We start from the raw sequence: 17,508 nt of genomic DNA, 5'->3' as shown, positions 1-17,508 counted from the left end.
AGGCTGCGCCAGCGGCTACAAAGGGCGACGCCAATAAATAATGCCCCTGTCTCTCGACAGGGGCACTGGTTTGCAACTCAGCTTATATATAGAAGCCGATACACAGGGGCCTTAGTGCGATACCGCCCCGCTGGCTCCCAGGCCGGTCTGCGAGCGTACGAACTGCGGGAAGAACAGCGCCCGCTCATTGTCAGCCGCAGTGGACTTGTCGGTGATGGAGAAGAACCAGATCCCGATAAAGGCAATGATCATCGAGAACAGCGCCGGGTACTCGTAAGGGAAGATGGCTTTTTCATGCCCCATGATCTGCACCCAGATGGTCGGGCCGAGGACCATCAGGCCAACGGCGCTGACCAGGCCCAGCCAGCCACCAATCATGGCGCCGCGGGTGGTGAGCTTCTTCCAGTACATGGAAAGCAGCAGTACCGGGAAGTTGCAGCTCGCCGCGATGGAGAACGCCAAGCCGACCATGAACGCGATGTTCTGGCTCTCGAACAGGATGCCCAGGGCAATCGCCAGCACACCCAGGCACACGGTGGTGATCTTCGAGACGCGGATCTCATCCTTCTCGTTGGCCTTGCCCTTCTTGATCACGCTGGCGTACAGGTCATGGGAAACCGCCGAGGCACCGGCCAGGGTCAGGCCAGCCACCACCGCCAGGATAGTGGCGAAGGCCACCGCCGAGATGAAGCCGAGGAACACGCTGCCGCCCACGGCATTGGCCAGGTGCACCGCCGCCATGTTATTGCCGCCGAGCAGAGCGCCCGCCGCGTCCTTGAACGCCGGGTTGGTGCTGACCAGGAGGATCGCGCCAAAACCGATGATGAAGGTCAGGATGTAGAAGTAGCCGATGAAGCCGGTGGCATACAGCACGCTCTTGCGCGCTTCCTTGGCGTCGCTCACGGTGAAGAAGCGCATCAGGATGTGCGGCAGGCCCGCGGTACCGAACATCAGCGCCAGGCCCAGGGAGAACGCCGAGATCGGATCCTTCACCAGGCCGCCCGGGCTCATGATCGCTTCACCTTTGGGGTGAACCTTGGTGGCTTCGGAGAACAGCATGTTGAAGTCGAAGTTGACATGCTTCATGACCATCAACGCCATGAACGAGGCACCGGACAGCAGCAGGACCGCCTTGATGATCTGTACCCAGGTGGTCGCCAGCATGCCGCCGAACAGCACGTACAGCACCATCAGGATACCCACCAGGATCACCGCCACATGGTAATCGAGGCCGAACAGCAGCTGGATCAGCTTGCCGGCACCGACCATTTGCGCGATCAGGTAGAACGCCACCACCACCAGCGAGCCGCAGGCCGACAGCGAGCGGATCTGGGTTTGCCCGAGGCGATAGGACGCCACGTCGGCAAAGGTGTACTTGCCCAGGTTGCGCAGGCGCTCGGCGATCAGGAACAGAATGATCGGCCAGCCCACCAGGAAGCCGATCGAATAGATCAGGCCATCGTAGCCGGAGGTGAACACCAGGGCGGAAATCCCCAGGAAGGACGCCGCCGACATGTAGTCACCGGCAATCGCCAGGCCGTTCTGGAAACCGGTGATTTTGCCCCCCGCGGCATAGTAGTCGGCCGCCGACTTGTTGCGCTTGGAGGCCCAGTAGGTAATGCACAGGGTGGCTCCGACGAACAGCACGAACATGATGATCGCAGAGACATTGAGGGGTTGTTTATGCACTTCGCCGGTCAGGGCGTCGGCCGCCCAGAGACTGGGAGCAAAGGCCGCGACGCTAAAAAAAGCCAATAGACGCCGGATCATTGCTGAGCCTCCTTGAGAATCGCATTGTTCAGGTCGTCGAATTCGCCATTGGCGCGTCGCACGTAGATACCGGTCAGGACAAAGGCCGCGACAATCAACCCGACACCAATGGGAATGCCCCAGGTGATGGATGATTCAGGACTGAGTTTTGCCCCCAGCACATGGGGTCCGTAGGCAATCAGCAGGATGAAGCCCGAATAAAGCCCGAGCATGATCGCCGACAGTATCCAGGCGAATCGTTCGCGCTTGCTGACCAGCTCCTTGAAACGCGAGCTGTTTTGAATCGAGAGGTAAATGCTGTCGTTCATTGTTTTTATCCTCGCAGCACAGATTTTAGTTGGAACCGAGGGTCTGTTGGCGCTTGGTGACGACCGCGACGGCGGCCCACTGGGTGCAGGGCAAGGCAAGAGGAACGCAGTTTGGTTGTTCCAAATAAGTTCCGAGTAACGCCGCCCTGCGCCCAGTGGGCCCCGTCCCTTCGGGTTGCGTGCCAACTTGCGCGAGGCTGCGTTGCGGGATTTGCCAAGGGAACAACCATTGGCGGCATCCCGCGCCTTGCCTCGCACAAGTTGGCCCAGCAACGCGGTTCGTCACCAAGCGTCAACAGACCCTCAGCCACTCTATGCAGCTCTGGAGCCGGTTCCAGACGACCTTAGTATTAGAACGACAGTACCCCTGACACGGGCTTTTGCGCCGGGCAAAACAAAAGGCCGCCGGGTGCGAACACCCGGCGGCCTCGAGACCTGCGAGCTAGACGCTTCCCGGTCAGTTAGCGGTCCACTCGGCAACGCGCTCAGGGTGCTTGGCCACCCAGTCCTTGGCCGCCGCTTCCGGCTTGGCGCCCTCTTGAATAGCCAGCATCACCTCGCCGATTTCATCCTTGGAGGCCCACTGGAACTTCTTCAGGAAAGCCGCAACCTCCGGCGCCTTCTTCTCCAGGCCTTTGCTACCGATGCTGTTGACGGTTTCAGCGGCGCCGTAAACGCCTTTCGGATCGTCCAGGAAGCGCAGCTTCCACTTGGCGAACATCCAGTGCGGCACCCAGCCGGTGACCGCGATGGATTCGTTCTTCTCTTCGGCGCGGGTCAACTCGGCAATCATTGCCGCGCCCGAGCTGGCTTGCAGTTTGTAGTCCAGACCGTAGTCCTTGATGGCCTGGTCGGTCTTGAGCATCACGCCCGAGCCGGCATCGATACCGACGATCTTGTTCTTGAAGGTGGTGTCACCCTTCAGGTCGGCAATGCTCTTGGCCTTGACGTACTCCGGCACGATCAGGCCGATTTTCGCGTCCTTGAAGTTGGGACCGTAGTCGACCACCTTGTCCTTGTTCTTGGTCCAGTACTCGCCGTGGGTCACCGGCAGCCAGGCCGACAGCATGGCGTCCAGCTTGCCGGTGGCCACGCCCTGCCACATGATCCCGGTCGCCACGGCCTGCAACTTCACGTCATAACCGAGTTTCTGCTTGATCACCTCAGACGCTACATAGGTGGTCGCCACGCTGTCCGACCAACCGTCGACATAGCCGATGCTCAGGGTTTTGCTATCGGCGCTGGCCAGGGTTGAACTGATCGCAAGTACCAGACCGGCACCTGCGCCTAAGAGTCGTCGCATCTTCATCGTTACTTCCCCGAAAGTGCTGCGCCCGACGGATGCCGAGCCGCGTCAACCTGTTGTTATGGTGCACAGCGCCCTCATCACGCCCCACCAACTTGCTCGAACATCAGCGCGATTGCCCTATGAGAGCTCTGACGCGTCGATCATCAACCTGACGCCAAAGGCGACCTGCTCTGACTGCGACCTCAAAACATTCAGCAACGACACCAGTTCGCCAGTAATCAGGGCATGCCCAAAACAGTCGCCCAATCCCGCCCGAACTTTGCATGGCAAAATCATGCAGGCCACCTGGGCAGCGGCAAATCCGGGTAAGATGCCCCGCTTTGTTTCCTGACGGCCTGACCATGCCCTCGATTGCCCGCTTCCCGCTCCTGCCCTATCTATTCGCCTGCCTGCTGGGAGTCTTCGCGCTCTGCGGTTTCTGGTACGGCCTCGGCCAGCCGGTGGTGCTGCCGGATGTCGCCAGCGCCAGCCACAAGCTGCAATGCGCGTCCTACACGCCGTTCGACAAGGACCAGTCGCCCTTCGACCAGCCGTTCAAACTGCGCCCGGAGCGCATGGACGCCGACCTGGCGCTGCTGGCGACCCGCTTCGAGTGCATCCGCACCTACTCCATGACCGGCCTCGAAGCCCTGCCGGACCTGGCGCGCAAGCACGGCCTGAAACTGATGATCGGCGCCTGGGTAAACAGCAACCCGGTGGACAGCGAAAAAGAGGTCGACCTGCTGATCGCCTCGGCCAATGCCAACCCGGACGTGGTGAGCTCGGTGATCGTCGGCAACGAAGCCCTGTTGCGCAAGGAAGTCACCGGCCCGCAACTGGCCAGGCTGATCAACAAGGTCAAGGCCCACGTCAAGCAGCCGGTCACTTACGCGGACGTCTGGGAGTTCTGGCTCAAGCACCCGGAAATCGCGCCGGCGGTGGACTTCCTGACCATCCACCTGCTGCCCTACTGGGAAGACGATCCGTCCAACATCGATGCCGCACTGAACCATGTGGCGCAGGTGCGCCAGGTGTTCGGCAACAAGTTCGCGCCCAAGGACGTGATGATCGGCGAGACCGGCTGGCCCAGCGAAGGCCGCCAGCGTGAAACCGCCCTGCCGAGCCGGGTCAACGAGGCCAAGTTCATCCGTGGTTTTGTGGTCATGGCCGAACAGAATGGCTGGCATTACAACCTGATCGAAGCCTTCGACCAGCCGTGGAAGCGCGCCAGCGAAGGTGCGGTCGGCGGTTACTGGGGGCTGTTCGATGCCGATCGCCAGGACAAGGGCGTACTCGCCGGGCCGGTGTCGAACCTGCCTTACTGGCCATTGTGGCTGGGCGTGGGCGGGGCGATCTTCGTTGCCACGCTGATCCTCGGTGGCCGGGTCCGCGGTACTCGCGCGGCGCTTACCCTGCCACTGCTCGGCGCCCTGGCTGCCTGTTCCATCGGCGCCTGGGGCGAGCTGGCGCGGGTCACCAGCCGCTTTGCCGGGGAATGGTTCTGGGCGGGCCTGCTGCTGGCCCTGAACCTGCTGGTGCTGGCCCACGCGGCACTGAGCCTGAGCACCCGCGCCGGCTGGCGCCAACGTATGTTCAATCGCCTGGAAAAGCATGCGGGCTGGCTGCTCGCCGGCGCCGGTTTCGCCGCCGCGGTGATGATGCTGGAGCTGGTGTTCGACCCGCGTTATCGCAGCTTCCCCAGCGCCGCCCTGCTCCTGCCGGCCCTGGTCTACCTGTGCCGCCCGGTGCGGGTGCCGCGTCGCGAAATCGCCCTGCTGACCTTTATCGTCGGTGCCGGCATCGCTCCCCAGCTGTATCGCGAAGGCCTGGAAAACCAGCAGGCCTGGGGTTGGGCCCTGGTCAGCGTGCTGATGGTCGCCGCCCTGTGGCGCAGCTTGCGGGCTCGCAAAGCCTGATGCCCGTAGGAGCGAGGCTTGCCCGCGATGGCAGCACCGCGGTGTAGCAGCAATACCGCGCCATCGTTCATCGCGAGCAAGCTTCGCTCCTACGCCACCGCGCGAGGCGCTCGCACCAGCCGCAAGGCGCCGATCACGATGGCAAACACCGCCAGACTGGTGTTGTAGAGCGCCAACGCCGGAAAGCCGAACAGCAGCGCCAGCACCGCCAGGCCCCAGCCGGAACGGCCCGGCACCACGAAGGCGATCAGGGACGCCGCCAGCGCCGCCCAGCCCATGACCTTGAAGTGGATCAGCAACCCCAGGCTGGAACGCGCCTGGCACTCCCAGCGGCTGGCCTCGTCGACACAGACGCCGACCCATCGAGCGTCCTCCATGAAGCCGTAGCGCACGCCATAACTGGCGGCCAGCCACAACGGCAGGACAACAAGCAGCAGAATCAGGGGAAGACGGCGGGACATGAAGCACTCCGATAAGCGAAAACGGCGCCCAGCATAATCGCCCGAGGCCGGTAAGCAAGCTTGTTACACAGATAACTGTTGAGCAAACAGCGGCAAAGTGTATCGTCTGGCAACTATTACCGCCGATCCGGCTTTGCGCTGCCTTGATCGTTTTTTGTGCCGTGCCATGGCACTTCGGCAGCAACCCGGTGGTCATAGCCTGCGAACTTCACCCGGCACCTTCCTCTACAGGGATTTAGTCATGCTCCGTTCCTTGCGCTTCGCTGCCCTGTTTGGCGGCCTTATTTCGAGTGCGTCCGCGCTCGCGGTCGACATCGATGCCGCCAGCTATGGCTACCCCTTGACCAATCCGTTCGAGGCGACCATTGCCACCACTCCGCCGGACCTGCGTCCGAAGCTGCCGAGTGACGACGACATCAATCAGGCGGACCGCAGCCTGACCTTGCGCCCCGAGCGCGAGTTCATCCTGCCGGACAACTTCTGGGCCGTGAAGAAGCTCACCTACCGCATCGCCGAGCAGGATCATGCCGCGCCGCTGATCTTCCTCATCGCCGGCACCGGCGCGCGCTATGACAGCAGCCTCAACGAGTACCTGAAGAAGCTCTATTACCAGGCCGGCTACCATGTGGTGCAGCTGTCCTCGCCCACCAGCTTCGACTTCATCAGCGCCGCCTCGCGGTTCGCCACCCCCGGCGTGACCAAGGAAGACGCCGAAGACCTCTACCGTGTGATGCAGGCAGTGCGCGCGCAGAACCCGAAACTGCCGGTCACCGACTTCTACCTCACCGGCTACAGCCTCGGCGCCCTGGATGCGGCCTTCGTCAGCAAGCTGGACGAAACCCGACGCAGCTTCAACTTCAAGAAAGTCCTGCTGCTCAACCCGCCGGTCAACCTCTATACCTCCATCACCAACCTCGACAAGCTGGTGCAGACCGAGGTCAAGGGCATCAATAACACCACCACCTTCTACGAGCTGGTACTGAACAAGCTGACCCGCTACTTCCAGCAGAAGGGCTACATCGACCTCAACGATGCCCTGCTCTACGACTTCCAGCAGTCCAAGCAGCACCTGAGCAACGAGCAGATGGCGATGCTGATCGGCACCTCGTTCCGCTTCTCCGCCGCCGATATCGCGTTCACCTCGGACCTGATCAACCGCCGCGGCCTGATCACCCCGCCCAAGTACCCGATCAGCGAAGGCACCAACCTCACGCCGTTCCTCAAGCGCGCCCTGCAATGCGACTTCGACTGCTACCTCACCGAGCAGGTGATTCCGATGTGGCGCGCCCGCACCGACGGCGGCAGCGTGCTGCAACTGATCGACCAGGTGAGCCTGTACGCGCTCAAGGATTACCTGCAGGACAGCCCGAAAATCGCCGTGATGCACAACGCCGACGACGTGATCCTCGGCCCGGGCGACCTGGGGTTCCTGCGCAAGACCTTTGGCGACCGGCTGACGGTCTACCCCCATGGCGGCCATTGCGGCAACCTCAACTACCGCGTCAACAGCGACGCCATGCTGGAGTTCTTCCGTGGCTAAACATTTCCTGCTCATCGCTGCGTTGTTCTGCGCAGGCTATGCCAATGCCGACAACAGCAAGGCCGCGACACCCGTGGTCGCAGACGGGGACGGCTTCACCCAGCCGCTCAAGCGACTCAAGTTCAACCCGGGCCTGGACCAGCGCGAGTTCGAGCGCTCGACCCTCAACGCGCTGAACGTCTACGACCCGCTGGAGTCGTGGAACCGTCGGGTGTACCACTTCAACTACCGCTTCGATCAGTGGGTGTTCCTGCCGGTGGTCGACGGTTACCGCTACATCACCCCGAGCTTCCTGCGCACCGGTGTGAGCAACTTCTTCAACAACCTGGGCGACGTGCCGAACCTGGTCAACAGCCTGCTGCAGTTCAAGGGCCAGCGCTCGCTGAACACCACCGCCCGCCTGCTGGTCAACACCACCCTCGGTATCGGCGGTCTCTGGGACCCGGCCACCCGCATGGGCCTGCCACGCCAGAGCGAAGACTTCGGCCAGACCCTGGGCTTCTACGGCGTGCCGGGCGGCGCCTATTTCGTCCTGCCGATCCTCGGGCCCTCGAACCTTCGCGACACCGCCGGATTGGCCGTGGATTACACCACCGAGTCGGCGATCAACTTCCTCAACGTGTCCGAGGTCAGTTCGAATCACCCGGAACTCTGGGTCCTGCGCGCTATCGACAAGCGTTATCAGACCAGCTTCCGCTATGGCCAGCTGGACTCGCCGTTCGAATACGAGAAAGTCCGCTACGTCTACACCGAATCGCGCAAGCTGCAAATCGCCGAGTGATCCCTCCAGGGCCCTGCCATCCGCGCAGGGCCCTTTTCTTCGCCCTCCCCTCACCACCTGTACCTTCTCCGGCCCCGGAAAAATCCTCATTGGAATTTTCCAGGCAAGTAGATACGATGCTAATCATTAGCTAGCTATCTATGTGCCTTGCAAATGAAAAGCCTCGCCCTGCGAATCCCCGATTTCTGGCTGGCCGTCCTGGCTCCCAGCCGCAACGACCTGCTGTTCGCCATCAGGAACATGATCGCCGGGGTCATTGCCTTGTACCTGGCCTTTCGCTTCAACCTCGAGCAGCCGCAATGGGCCCTGACCACGGTATTCATCGTCAGCCAGCCCAGCAGCGGCATGGTCCTGGCCAAGGGCGCCTTCCGCCTGCTCGGCACCTTTAGCGGGGCCGTGGCCTCGATCGTGCTGATCGGCCTGTTCGGCCAGGCGCCCCTGCTGTTTCTGCTGGCGATGGCGCTGTGGCTGGCCTTCTGCACCACCGGTGCCTCGCTGCTGCGCAATCACGCCTCCTACGGCTTCGTACTGGCCGGCTACACCGCAGCGATCGTCGCCCTGCCCGCCACCGCACATCCGCTGCTGGTGTTCGACCAGGCCGTGGCCCGCTGTTCGGAAATCAGCCTGGGGATCATCTGCGCGGCGATCGCCAGCACCGTGCTCTGGCCACGCCGGGTCGAACAGGCGTTGGCCACCCAGGGCAAGCTCGCGTGGCAAGCCGGCATGCGCGCCGCGGCCTCCGAACTGATCGGCCAGGACCAGCGCAAGGGGCTGCTGGAAGCCCTCGGCAAGCTGGTGGCGGTCGATGCCCAGCGCGATCACGCCTGGTTCGAAGGCCCCCAGGGACGGCGACGTTCACAGGCCCTGCGGGTGCTCAGTCGCGACTTGCTGAGCCTGCTGCGTGCGGCCCGTGGCGTGGCCCGCCAGCGGCTGATGCTCGACAGCGCGGCGAATGCCAGCGTGGCTCCCCTGATCGAACAGCTGGCCACGGCCCTGGAACACAGCCACGAGCAAGACATCGCCCAACTGTCCTCACGCCTTCAAGAGGCGCTGCAGGACCGCAGCTTGCCTCAGGACGCGCATCTGTGCCTGATGCAACTGGCACAAGTGCCGGTGCTGCTCGAACGCAGTGCGCAAACCCTGCAGGCCGTCGAGCAAGCCCGAGTGCCCGATGGCGCGCCTGGCGCCCTGTCCTGGCACCGCGATATCGAGCAAGGCATTCTCGGCGGCCTGCGCAGCGCCCTGGCGTTTCTCGCCGTGGCCGGCTTCTGGGTGCTCTCGGCCTGGCCCTCAGGCCTGGGCGCGGTATCGATCTGCGGGGTGGTGCTGAGCCTGTTCGCCGGCCGGGAAAACCCTTCCGCCTCCAGCCTCAACTTTCTCAAGGGCATCGCCCTGTCGGTGCCGGTCGCCGGCTTCGTCGGCCTGGGATTGCTGCCCGGTTGGGACGGTTTCCCGCTGTTGTGCGTGGGCCTGGGGGTGCCGCTGTTTTGCGCCTCGCTGTGCATGAGCAAGCCGCGGATGGCGCCGATCGCCTCGGCGTTCTGCATCTTTTTCATCAACAACGTCGGCCCCGGCAACCTGATGACCTACGACCTGGCCAACTTCCTCAACAAGGCCATGGCCACCCTGGTCGGCGTCGGCGTCGCGGTCCTGGTGTTCCGCCTGGTCAGCCTCAACCCCGGCGAACATCACTATCGGCGGATGTTCCGCGCCTCGCTGTTCGACCTGGCGCAACTCACCTCGCGCCCGCTGGAGCAAGCCGAGAGCTGGTTCGGCGGGCGCATGGCCGACCGCCTGATCCGCCTGGCGCGCTATTCCGAAAGCCTGCCCCAGGAACGCCGCCAGCACTGGGACAACGGCCTGCTCGGGCTCGACCTGGGCGACGAACTGCTGCAACTGCGCGCCAGCCTGGGCGCGGCGACCGGCGCCCTGGCCGTGGAACGCGGGCACTACCTGCAAAGCATCGCCACGCTGCTCAAGTCAGGCGGTCCGACGCCGCACCGCAGCGATCGACTGGACACTCCGACCGTCGCCCTGCTCAAGGCCCTGGAACAGGCGCCGCAACTGCCGGAACAGGATCTGGAAATGGCCAGGGCGGCGCTGCTGCAACTGCAATTCACCTGGCACAAATGGTGCCGCCTGACTCGCCACGAACCCGGCGTGGCGGCGGTTGCCCAGGGGTAATGAGCGGGCAAAAAAAACCGCCACGCGCCGGTGGCGGCGGGTGGCGGCATAACGCCCTGGGAAAGCCCCTCAGGCTTGCAGCAACGGGAACAGCGAAATCACCAGCAGCAACGCCATGCCGTAGTTGAACAGGCGCAGCCAGCGCGGATCGCGCAGGACGTTGCGCAGCACGCTGCCGAACCCGGCCCAGACCCCGACGCTCGGAGCGTTGATCAAGGCAAACAGGCTGGCGATCACTACCACGTTGAAAAAGTAACCCTGCAACGGCGTGTAGGTGCTGATGGCCCCCAGCGCCATGACCCAGGCCTTGGGGTTGACCCACTGGAACGCCGCGGCGCCCCAGAACCCCAGCGGCCGGCCCTTGCCGTCGACTTCCTGGGACACCGGCCCGGAACGGGCGATGTTCCAGGCCAGATACAGCAGATAGGCCGCACCGACGTAGCGCAGCACCTTGTACAGCACCGGGTAGGCCTCGAACACCGCGCCCAGGCCCAGGCCCACGGCCAGCACCAGCACCAGGAACCCCGAACTGATCCCGAGGATATGCGGCACCGTGCGGCGGAATCCGAAATTCACGCCCGAAGCCAGCAGCATGGCGTTATTCGGTCCGGGGGTTACCGAGGTGACAAAGGCAAACAAGGCGAAAGCCAACAACAAGTCGATCGACAACGGCATACAGTCATCCTGAGAAGTACATGCTCCGAACAGAGCCCTGAGTCATTGTTTTCGCCCCGGCGATCGCCACGGGCGAGGCTTATCCACGCTTACAGCAAGGACCCGATGAAACCTGCGGCGACCATCGCGTAGAACGCGCCGCAGACCAGGCCGAAAGCCTTGCGCGTGCGGACGAAAAACGGCTCCGCCGAACGCGCGGAAAAGGCCAGGGCATAGGCGCAGAAAATCACGAAACCGGCGACCGCACAGCTGCCCACCAGCACGAAGCTGGCCCAGGACGGCGCCGTGGCGCTGAGGCCGACGGTGGTCACGGTGAACCAGGTCAGGGCCGCCTTGGGGTTGGTCAGGTGGATGCCCAGCCCTTGCAGGTAGAACCCCAGCGTGCGGCTCTGTTTGGCCCGGGCGCGGTTGAGGTTGACCGCGCTCGAGCTCAGGGCACCGCGGATGGATTTGTAGGCCAGCCACAACAGATAGCAGGCGCCGAGGATCTTCAGCCAGACCAGCACCTGGGTGTTGGACATCAGCAAGGCCGAGACGCCCGCGGCCGTCATCGCGCCCCAGCACAACGAACCGGAAATGACCCCGGCCGCCAGCGCCAACCCCGGGGTACGCCCGTAGCTGAGCGAGGTGTTGGCAATCGCCAGGTTACCCGGGCCAGGGCTGGCGGTTCCGATGACATAAACGGCCATAGCAGCACCAAAGCTCGATAAATCAAACATTTGACGGTCTCTCGTAGAAGTCGCGGGAGCAGGGTTTACCAACCGGGGATGCCGCCCCGCGCGGGCCGGCATCCATCCTCGCTACTTGAAGCAGCGATGATCGGGTTCTTCGGCCCGGATCTTTTCCATCCAGGGCTTGAGTTCGGATTGCTTGTACAGCCGCTCGCCCCAGCGCTCGGGCGAAACCGGCAGCGGACGGCCTTGCAGGATGTAGTCGGTCAACAGATGGATGAACTGCTGCAGGCAATAGGCGCCGACATGCAGGCGCAGCGAAGACGCGGTTTCCGCCGGGGCGATATTGAAACGCGCAACATGGATGATGTCGCCGCTGTCCACCGAGGGCGCCAGGTGATGGCAGGTCGAGCCGTAGGTTTCATCCTGGTAGTAGATCGCGTAGTGCTGGCTGCCCAGGCCGCGGTACTTGGGCGGCGCCGGGTGCAGGTTGATTGCGCCCTTGCGGGCCCGCTGATAGATGCTCGGCGGGAAGATGAAGTCGCCACGATAGGAAATGATCCAGTCGCCTTCCCAGTCTTCCAGGTGATACGGATAGGGGTCGCCCGGGTCCCAACAGAACACTTCCAGGTTGGAAAAAACCGTCTTGGCGAATTCAACGCCGTGATCGCACCAGTCCATGGTGCACACCGACAATAGAACTTTGTCCTTGCATGGTTCGATGGTCTGCATAGTCTTTTCCACTATTGGCTGTTGGTACATTTCGAAAACACCCCCGGTCCGCCCTCCCGCTAACCCTGCTGGCAGGCCTCGACCACCGCCGTGAAGCGCTCGACCATTTCGGCGATTTCCGCTTCGCTGGAGATGAACGGCGGCGCGAACAGCACGTGGTTACCGTGAACACCGTCGGCGGTTCCGCTGCCCGGATAAATCAGCAGCCCTTGTTCCAGCGCCTGCGCCTTGAGGCTCGCGGCGTAACGGCCGCCACCGCGATAGGGCTCGCGGGTATTCCGGTCCTGAACGAACTCCACGCCGACGAACAGCCCACGCCCGCGCACATCGCCGACATGCTCGAAGCGCGCCAGGCACTCGCGCAGGCCGTGGCGCAGTTGCTCGCCGCGCAGGCGCACGGCCTGCAGCAGGTTCTCGTCCTCGATGACCCGCTGCACCTCCAGCGCAACGGCGCAGGCCAGCGGGTGGTTGACGTGGGTCTGGCCGTTGCCCAGTACCCCGGAGTTGCCCGCCATGGCCTCATGCACCTGGCTGCTGACCAGCAACGCCGAGATCGGCTGGTAACCGGCCGCCAGGCCTTTGCCGACCGCGACCATGTCCGGCACGATGCCGTCGTCCTCGTAGGCGAAGAACCTGCCGGTACGGCCCATGCCGGCCATCACCTCGTCGAGGATCAGCAGCACGTCGTGGCGCTCGCACACCGCCTTGATCTTGCGGAAGTACCCCGGCACCGGCGGCACCGCGCCATTGGTGGAGCCGACCACGGTCTCGGCGAAAAACGCCGCGACCCTGTCGCTGCCCAGCGACCTGATTTTTTCGTCCAGCTCCAGCGCCAGGCGCGTCCCGTACTGCTCGTCGCTTTCATCGGTCCCCTGATGGCGATAGGCATAACAGGGCGAGACGAATTCGGCGGCTCCCAGCAACGGCTCGAAGACCCCGCGACGCTGCAGGTTGCCGGATATCGACAAGGTCCCCAGGGTGCTGCCGTGGTAGCTCTGCTGCCGCGAGATAAAGATCGATTTGCCCGGCAGCCCGCGCTCGCACTGATACTGGTAGGCAATTTTCATCGCCAGCTCCATGACCTCGGAGCCGCCGGAGAGAAACTGCGCCTTGGCCAACCCGCCGGAGGCCCCCACCAGCAGGTCCGCCAACTCCTCGGCGGCGGCTGTGGTGAAGCTGCCGGCGTGGGCCCAACTGAGTTTTTTCGCCTGCTGCTCGATGGCCGCGGCGATCCGTGGGTGTCCATGTCCCAGGCTGGAAACGGCCACCCCGCCGCACGTGTCGAGGTAGCGTTTGCCCGAGGCATCCTCAAGCCAGACCCCAGCACCATTGACGGCGAGAATCGGTGAGGCATTCAAGTTCTTGTAGATGACCGTTGACATGGATCCGAGCCCTTGCAGTTATGCGGCCTAACGGGTGTTTTCCGGGTGGTCCCACGCCGTCGAGCCTTGATGGAAACGCTGGCTGAAGCGCGAGGAATTGAATATCCGGCGCGCCCAGCCGATCGGTAGCAACACCACAGCGAACATCAACAACGAAAGCAACCTGAGCATGGCCTTGTCTCCTGAATAAAAAGTGAGTGAGCGATCAGTCCAGCGGGATCTCGTTGCGCCAGTCGACCTCTTCGACGAACTCCGGCTGGGTCGTGCGCTCGAGAATGAAGTTGCCCAGTACCAGCACATCCATCTCGGTGCGCATGAAGCAGGCGTAGGCTTCTTCCGGCTTGCACACGATCGGCTCGCCGCGCACGTTGAACGAGGTGTTGACCAGTACCGAGCAGCCGGTGCGCTTCTTGAAACTGCGCAGCAGATGGGTGAACGGCGCGTTGTTTTCTTCGGTCACTGTCTGCACCCGCGCCGACAGGTCGACGTGGGTCACCGCCGGCAGTTGCGAACGGATCGAGTTGATGCTGCCCAGGCCACGCTCAGGGCCACCCGGCTTGCGCGATTCCTCGGTCTTGATCGAGTCGGTGACCTGCGAAACCATCAACATGTACGGACTCTTCTCGCAGATGTCGAAGTAGACCTGGGCGTCCTCGTCCAGCACCGCCGGGGCAAAGGGCCGGAAGGATTCGCGGTACTTGATCTTCAGGTTCATGGTGCGCTGCATCTCGGGATTGCGTGGATCGCCGAGGATCGAGCGCGCGCCCAGGGCTCGCGGGCCGAACTCCATGCGTCCCTGGAACCAGCCGACCACGGCGCCGTCGGCCAGGTGCCGCGCGGTTTCGTCATACAGCTCGGCACCCTCGAAGCGCCGGTATGGATACTGGTTGGCGTCGAGAAACGCCTGGATCTCTTCATCGCCAAAGCCCGGCCCCAACAGGCTGCCGCTCATGGCGTCGAGCTTCTTGCTGCCCAGGTGCGGGCGCCCGGTGCGCTTGACCGAATAATCCATGGCCGCCCCCAGGGCACAACCGGCGTCGCCGGCCGCGGGTTGAATCCAGATCGCGTCGAAACGTCCGGAACGGCTGAGCACGCCGTTGGCCACGCAGTTGAGCGCCACGCCACCGGCCAGGCACAGGTTGCGGTAACCGGTCTGCCGCACGGCCGCGGTGGCCAGCCCCAGCACCACTTCCTCGGTCACCTGCTGTACCGAGGCCGCCAGGTCGCATTCGCGCTGGGTGATCGGGCTCTCCGGCTTGCGCACCGGACCGCCGAACAACTCCTCGAATGCCTCGCCGACCATGCGCTCACCACGCAGGTACTCGAAGTACTTCATGTTCAGGGTGAAGGAGCCGTCGGCGCGGATGTTGATCAATTCCTTGCGGATCTTGTCGGCATAGATCGGCCGGCCGTAAGGCGCCAGGCCCATGAGCTTGTACTCGCCGGAGTCGACCTTGAAGCCGCAGTAATAGGTGAACGCCGAGTAGAACAGGCCGACCGAGTGCGGATAGGAAATCGAGTTCATCAGGTCGAGCTTGGAACCGTCGCCCTTCCAGATCGTGGTCGAATGCCATTCGCCGATGCCGTCGATGCACAGCACCGCCGCCTGCTCGAACGGCGACGGGAAAAACGCCGCCGCGGCATGGGAACGGTGGTGCTGCGAGGCGATGGTGAGCGGACCGGTACCACGCCCCAGTTCCTCGAGCTTCTCGTCGATGAACTTGAGCACATTGAGCTTCCAGCGGATCCATTCCGGCATGGTGCTGATGAAGGTGCGCGCGCCGCTGATACCGCCACTGGCGAAGGAGGAAATCATCCGCGAGAACTTTTCCTGCGGGTCTTCGTAGTAGACCACGGCGGTCAGCTCATCGAGGCCGATACCCTCGGCGTCCAGGCAGTACTTGATGGCATTGGCCGGAAACGCCGCGTCGTGCCGCACCCGCGTGAAGCGCTCTTCCTGGGCCGCCGCCACCGGCACCCCGTCCTTCACCAACGCTGCTGCGCTGTCGTGATAGAACGCCGAAATCCCTAATACGTAAGTAGCCATTTAAACGCTCATCCTCATAGCTTCATGCCAATCCATGGAAATTCCCTGTGTCTGTGCACAGTCCGTCATCCGTGCAACCAACTTGAGACCGGCAGGCTTTTTAATGCCGGAATCAACGACACCACCAACAACACACTCATTGAAATATTGAACAGCCGCAGCCGGTTCGGCTCGCTGAGAAAGCGCCGCAAATAACGTCCGAACAGCACCCAGACCATCGAGCAGGGCGAGCCGAAGAGAAAGAAGATCAAGGCGATCAGCAGGATCTGCGCACTGTAGGAACCGACCGGTGTGGTGTAGGCCAGGACCGCGCCCACCGCCATGATCCAGGCCTTGGGGTTGACCCACTGGAACAGCGCGGCGCCGGTGAAGCCCAGCGGGCGCCCGCCCTGGTCATCGAGATCGACCGTGGGCGCCGTGGCGATCCGATAGGCCAGGTACAGCATGTACAGGGCACCGACCACCTGCAGGATGTCGTGCAGGCTGGGATAACGATGGAATACCGCGCCGGCGCCGAGTCCCACCGCGATCAGCATCAGCGGAAAGCCGATGTTGATGCCCGCAACGTGGCGCAGGGTGCGGCTGATGCCGAAGTTGACCCCGGAGGACATCAGCATCACGTTGTTCGGCCCCGGCGTCACGCAGGTGGAAATCGCGAACAGGATGACGGCGTAGTAGTCCAGATTCTGCATGCCCCAGGCTCCGCTCAACGATAGTCTTCAAGGGTGCCGCGGCGACGAATGTCGACCGACACGCAATGGAAGCCGCCACTGAGGCTGCGGGCATGGCGCATTTTCAACGGCGCCACATCGATACCGTGTTTTTCCAGGGCGCGAATCAGCGGCACCTGCTGGTCGTTGATCACCGCCAGCGCCGGGTTGACCATGATGAAGTTCATGCCCTGCCAGATCGATGCGCGCGGGTAGGACCAGCAATAGCCGGTGTCGACCATTTCCGGCGCCCAGATGATGTCCCAGTTCTTGAACAGCGCCGGTACCTGGTCCTTGCGGATCCGCTCCGGACACAGCACCACCAGCCCCGGGCGGACCACGGTGATGGTGGTATCCAGGTGCGTGCCGTCGTACACGCCGCTCACCGGGTGCACCCGGTAACGCTCGCCCAGCACCCGCTGCAACCACTGGCAGCCCAATTCGTTGCCGCTGCGGGAAACCAGATAGAGGATGTCCTCGCCGATGCGGATTACGTTGGCGGCGTCGAAGATCGGCTCGTCATTGGCAATGATCGAGCCGTCCTTGGGGTTGATCCGGTAGGTGCTGTCCAGCAGCTGCGGCTTGGGCGCGGAGATCCAGTTGGAGCCGCTGGCAAAGTATTCGGCCAGGTGCCGGCGATAGGCGAACGGTTCCAGGTAACGGCTGCGCAGTGCCATCGGCGCCTCGATGATGGTCTGGCCGATGGGCAGCAGCACATCCCGCGGGCAGTAGTTGTATTCGCCATCGGTTTTCCAGGCTGGGGTGCCGAATACCGCGCGATGATCAGTGACGTCCGGGCGCCGCACTATGACCCCGTGGGAACGCAGAAAGGCGGCAAAGGCGTCCAGGTCCTCGCTGGCCTCCTCGATGACCTGCTGCGGATAGGGGCCGGATGGAATCTCCTCGATGTAATCGTGCTGCTCGCTGTAGTCCAGGGCGAACAGCCCGCGATCAGGCCGCGGCACCTGTGCGCCCTGGGCGACACCGACGATCATTTCTTCCAGCGGATCCCACTCGTTGTGCACATTGACCAGAGACATGGA

General features: G+C 63.2%; 16 protein-coding genes. 4 read left to right on the top strand and 12 right to left on the bottom strand.

Translation table 11 applies throughout. The features are described 5' to 3' along the window. Positions 1–111: 111 nt before the first annotated feature. The 3 genes from CXQ81_RS10915 to CXQ81_RS10900 all read right to left on the bottom strand — a co-directional run bounded on the left by CXQ81_RS10915 (position 112) and on the right by CXQ81_RS10900 (position 3,387). Complete coding sequence (locus CXQ81_RS10915; protein ID WP_007931491.1) at positions 112–1,770, bottom strand: cation acetate symporter; 1,659 nt, start codon at positions 1,768–1,770, stop codon at positions 112–114. After that, on the bottom strand, positions 1,767–2,078 hold the full coding sequence (locus tag CXQ81_RS10910; protein WP_009042787.1) for a DUF485 domain-containing protein: 312 nt from the start codon (positions 2,076–2,078) through the stop codon (positions 1,767–1,769). The genes CXQ81_RS10915 and CXQ81_RS10910 overlap by 4 nt, the downstream gene beginning before the upstream one ends. 457 nt (positions 2,079–2,535) lie before the next feature. Further along, positions 2,536–3,387 (bottom strand): glycine betaine ABC transporter substrate-binding protein, encoded by an 852-nt coding sequence (locus tag CXQ81_RS10900; RefSeq protein WP_007931479.1) that lies wholly within the window; start codon positions 3,385–3,387, stop codon positions 2,536–2,538. Positions 3,388–3,728: 341 nt separating this feature from the next. On the opposite strand from CXQ81_RS10900, the gene CXQ81_RS10895 reads away from it, so the two are divergent. Next, positions 3,729–5,282, top strand: a complete 1,554-nt coding sequence (locus CXQ81_RS10895; protein WP_101339399.1) for a beta (1-6) glucans synthase — start codon at positions 3,729–3,731, stop codon at positions 5,280–5,282. Positions 5,283–5,371: 89 nt separating this feature from the next. Here CXQ81_RS10895 and CXQ81_RS10890 read toward each other — a convergent pair whose 3' ends face one another. Next, complete coding sequence (locus tag CXQ81_RS10890) at positions 5,372–5,743, bottom strand: hypothetical protein (RefSeq protein ID WP_009042785.1); 372 nt, start codon at positions 5,741–5,743, stop codon at positions 5,372–5,374. A gap of 241 nt (positions 5,744–5,984) precedes the next feature. Here CXQ81_RS10890 and CXQ81_RS10885 point away from each other — a divergent pair, with 241 nt between their 5' ends. The 3 genes from CXQ81_RS10885 (at position 5,985) to CXQ81_RS10875 (ending at position 10,248) form a co-directional block, all read left to right on the top strand. Beyond that, positions 5,985–7,283: a hypothetical protein gene (locus tag CXQ81_RS10885; protein WP_007931472.1), complete on the top strand. Its 1,299-nt coding sequence runs from the start codon at positions 5,985–5,987 to the stop codon at positions 7,281–7,283. Then, entirely contained in the window at positions 7,276–8,064 is a 789-nt protein-coding gene (locus CXQ81_RS10880) for a VacJ family lipoprotein (RefSeq protein ID WP_101337192.1), read from the top strand. Before CXQ81_RS10885 ends, CXQ81_RS10880 begins: the two co-directional genes overlap by 8 nt. A gap of 153 nt (positions 8,065–8,217) precedes the next feature. Continuing rightward, positions 8,218–10,248 carry an FUSC family protein gene (locus tag CXQ81_RS10875; protein ID WP_101337191.1) on the top strand — a complete coding sequence of 677 codons (2,031 nt, stop codon included), beginning with the start codon at positions 8,218–8,220 and terminating at the stop codon, positions 10,246–10,248. Between the two features lie 69 nt (positions 10,249–10,317). Here the strand turns inward: CXQ81_RS10875 and CXQ81_RS10870 are convergent, their stop codons facing one another. The 8 genes from CXQ81_RS10870 to CXQ81_RS10840 form a co-directional block, all read right to left on the bottom strand. Next, positions 10,318–10,923, bottom strand: a complete 606-nt coding sequence (locus tag CXQ81_RS10870) for a LysE family translocator (RefSeq protein ID WP_007931467.1) — start codon at positions 10,921–10,923, stop codon at positions 10,318–10,320. Between the two features lie 89 nt (positions 10,924–11,012). Further along, the gene (locus tag CXQ81_RS10865) at positions 11,013–11,642 is read right to left on the bottom strand and encodes a LysE family translocator (RefSeq protein ID WP_007931466.1); all 630 of its coding nucleotides are present in this window, start codon (positions 11,640–11,642) and stop codon (positions 11,013–11,015) included. 81 nt (positions 11,643–11,723) lie between these two features. Beyond that, positions 11,724–12,326, bottom strand: a complete 603-nt coding sequence (locus tag CXQ81_RS10860; RefSeq protein ID WP_007931465.1) for a formyltransferase family protein — start codon at positions 12,324–12,326, stop codon at positions 11,724–11,726. 59 nt (positions 12,327–12,385) lie between these two features. Then, complete coding sequence (locus CXQ81_RS10855; protein WP_101337190.1) at positions 12,386–13,708, bottom strand: aspartate aminotransferase family protein; 1,323 nt, start codon at positions 13,706–13,708, stop codon at positions 12,386–12,388. Positions 13,709–13,735: 27 nt separating this feature from the next. Continuing rightward, positions 13,736–13,879 carry a hypothetical protein gene (locus CXQ81_RS31195; RefSeq protein ID WP_007931463.1) on the bottom strand — a complete coding sequence of 48 codons (144 nt, stop codon included), beginning with the start codon at positions 13,877–13,879 and terminating at the stop codon, positions 13,736–13,738. Between the two features lie 34 nt (positions 13,880–13,913). Further along, positions 13,914–15,755: a carbamoyltransferase gene (locus CXQ81_RS10850; protein ID WP_007931462.1), complete on the bottom strand. Its 1,842-nt coding sequence runs from the start codon at positions 15,753–15,755 to the stop codon at positions 13,914–13,916. Positions 15,756–15,820: 65 nt separating this feature from the next. Further along, complete coding sequence (locus CXQ81_RS10845; protein ID WP_007931461.1) at positions 15,821–16,447, bottom strand: LysE family translocator; 627 nt, start codon at positions 16,445–16,447, stop codon at positions 15,821–15,823. Between the two features lie 14 nt (positions 16,448–16,461). After that, a complete protein-coding gene (locus tag CXQ81_RS10840) occupies positions 16,462–17,505 on the bottom strand; it encodes an inosamine-phosphate amidinotransferase (protein ID WP_007931460.1) in 1,044 nt (347 codons plus the stop codon). Between the last annotated feature and the right edge of the window lie 3 nt (positions 17,506–17,508).

It is taken from the genome of Pseudomonas sp. 09C 129 (assembly GCF_002843625.1).
GTDB classification, from domain to species: domain Bacteria; phylum Pseudomonadota; class Gammaproteobacteria; order Pseudomonadales; family Pseudomonadaceae; genus Aquipseudomonas; species Aquipseudomonas chlororaphis.
Note: the sequence above shows the minus strand (reverse complement) of the source record. Positions and strands in the feature narration are given on the sequence as shown.

Coding starts and splice junctions, on each gene's coding strand:
- CXQ81_RS10840 (WP_007931460.1), bottom strand. CDS start 17,505: ATGTCTCTGGTCAATGTGCACAACGAGTGGGATCCGCTGGAAGAAATG.
- CXQ81_RS10895 (WP_101339399.1), top strand. CDS start 3,729: ATGCCCTCGATTGCCCGCTTCCCGCTCCTGCCCTATCTATTCGCCTGC.
- CXQ81_RS10850 (WP_007931462.1), bottom strand. CDS start 15,755: ATGGCTACTTACGTATTAGGGATTTCGGCGTTCTATCACGACAGCGCA.
- CXQ81_RS10865 (WP_007931466.1), bottom strand. CDS start 11,642: ATGTTTGATTTATCGAGCTTTGGTGCTGCTATGGCCGTTTATGTCATC.
- CXQ81_RS10890 (WP_009042785.1), bottom strand. CDS start 5,743: ATGTCCCGCCGTCTTCCCCTGATTCTGCTGCTTGTTGTCCTGCCGTTG.
- CXQ81_RS10855 (WP_101337190.1), bottom strand. CDS start 13,708: ATGTCAACGGTCATCTACAAGAACTTGAATGCCTCACCGATTCTCGCC.
- CXQ81_RS10915 (WP_007931491.1), bottom strand. CDS start 1,770: ATGATCCGGCGTCTATTGGCTTTTTTTAGCGTCGCGGCCTTTGCTCCC.
- CXQ81_RS10900 (WP_007931479.1), bottom strand. CDS start 3,387: ATGAAGATGCGACGACTCTTAGGCGCAGGTGCCGGTCTGGTACTTGCG.
- CXQ81_RS10860 (WP_007931465.1), bottom strand. CDS start 12,326: ATGCAGACCATCGAACCATGCAAGGACAAAGTTCTATTGTCGGTGTGC.
- CXQ81_RS10885 (WP_007931472.1), top strand. CDS start 5,985: ATGCTCCGTTCCTTGCGCTTCGCTGCCCTGTTTGGCGGCCTTATTTCG.
- CXQ81_RS10870 (WP_007931467.1), bottom strand. CDS start 10,923: ATGCCGTTGTCGATCGACTTGTTGTTGGCTTTCGCCTTGTTTGCCTTT.
- CXQ81_RS10910 (WP_009042787.1), bottom strand. CDS start 2,078: ATGAACGACAGCATTTACCTCTCGATTCAAAACAGCTCGCGTTTCAAG.
- CXQ81_RS31195 (WP_007931463.1), bottom strand. CDS start 13,879: ATGCTCAGGTTGCTTTCGTTGTTGATGTTCGCTGTGGTGTTGCTACCG.
- CXQ81_RS10875 (WP_101337191.1), top strand. CDS start 8,218: ATGAAAAGCCTCGCCCTGCGAATCCCCGATTTCTGGCTGGCCGTCCTG.
- CXQ81_RS10845 (WP_007931461.1), bottom strand. CDS start 16,447: ATGCAGAATCTGGACTACTACGCCGTCATCCTGTTCGCGATTTCCACC.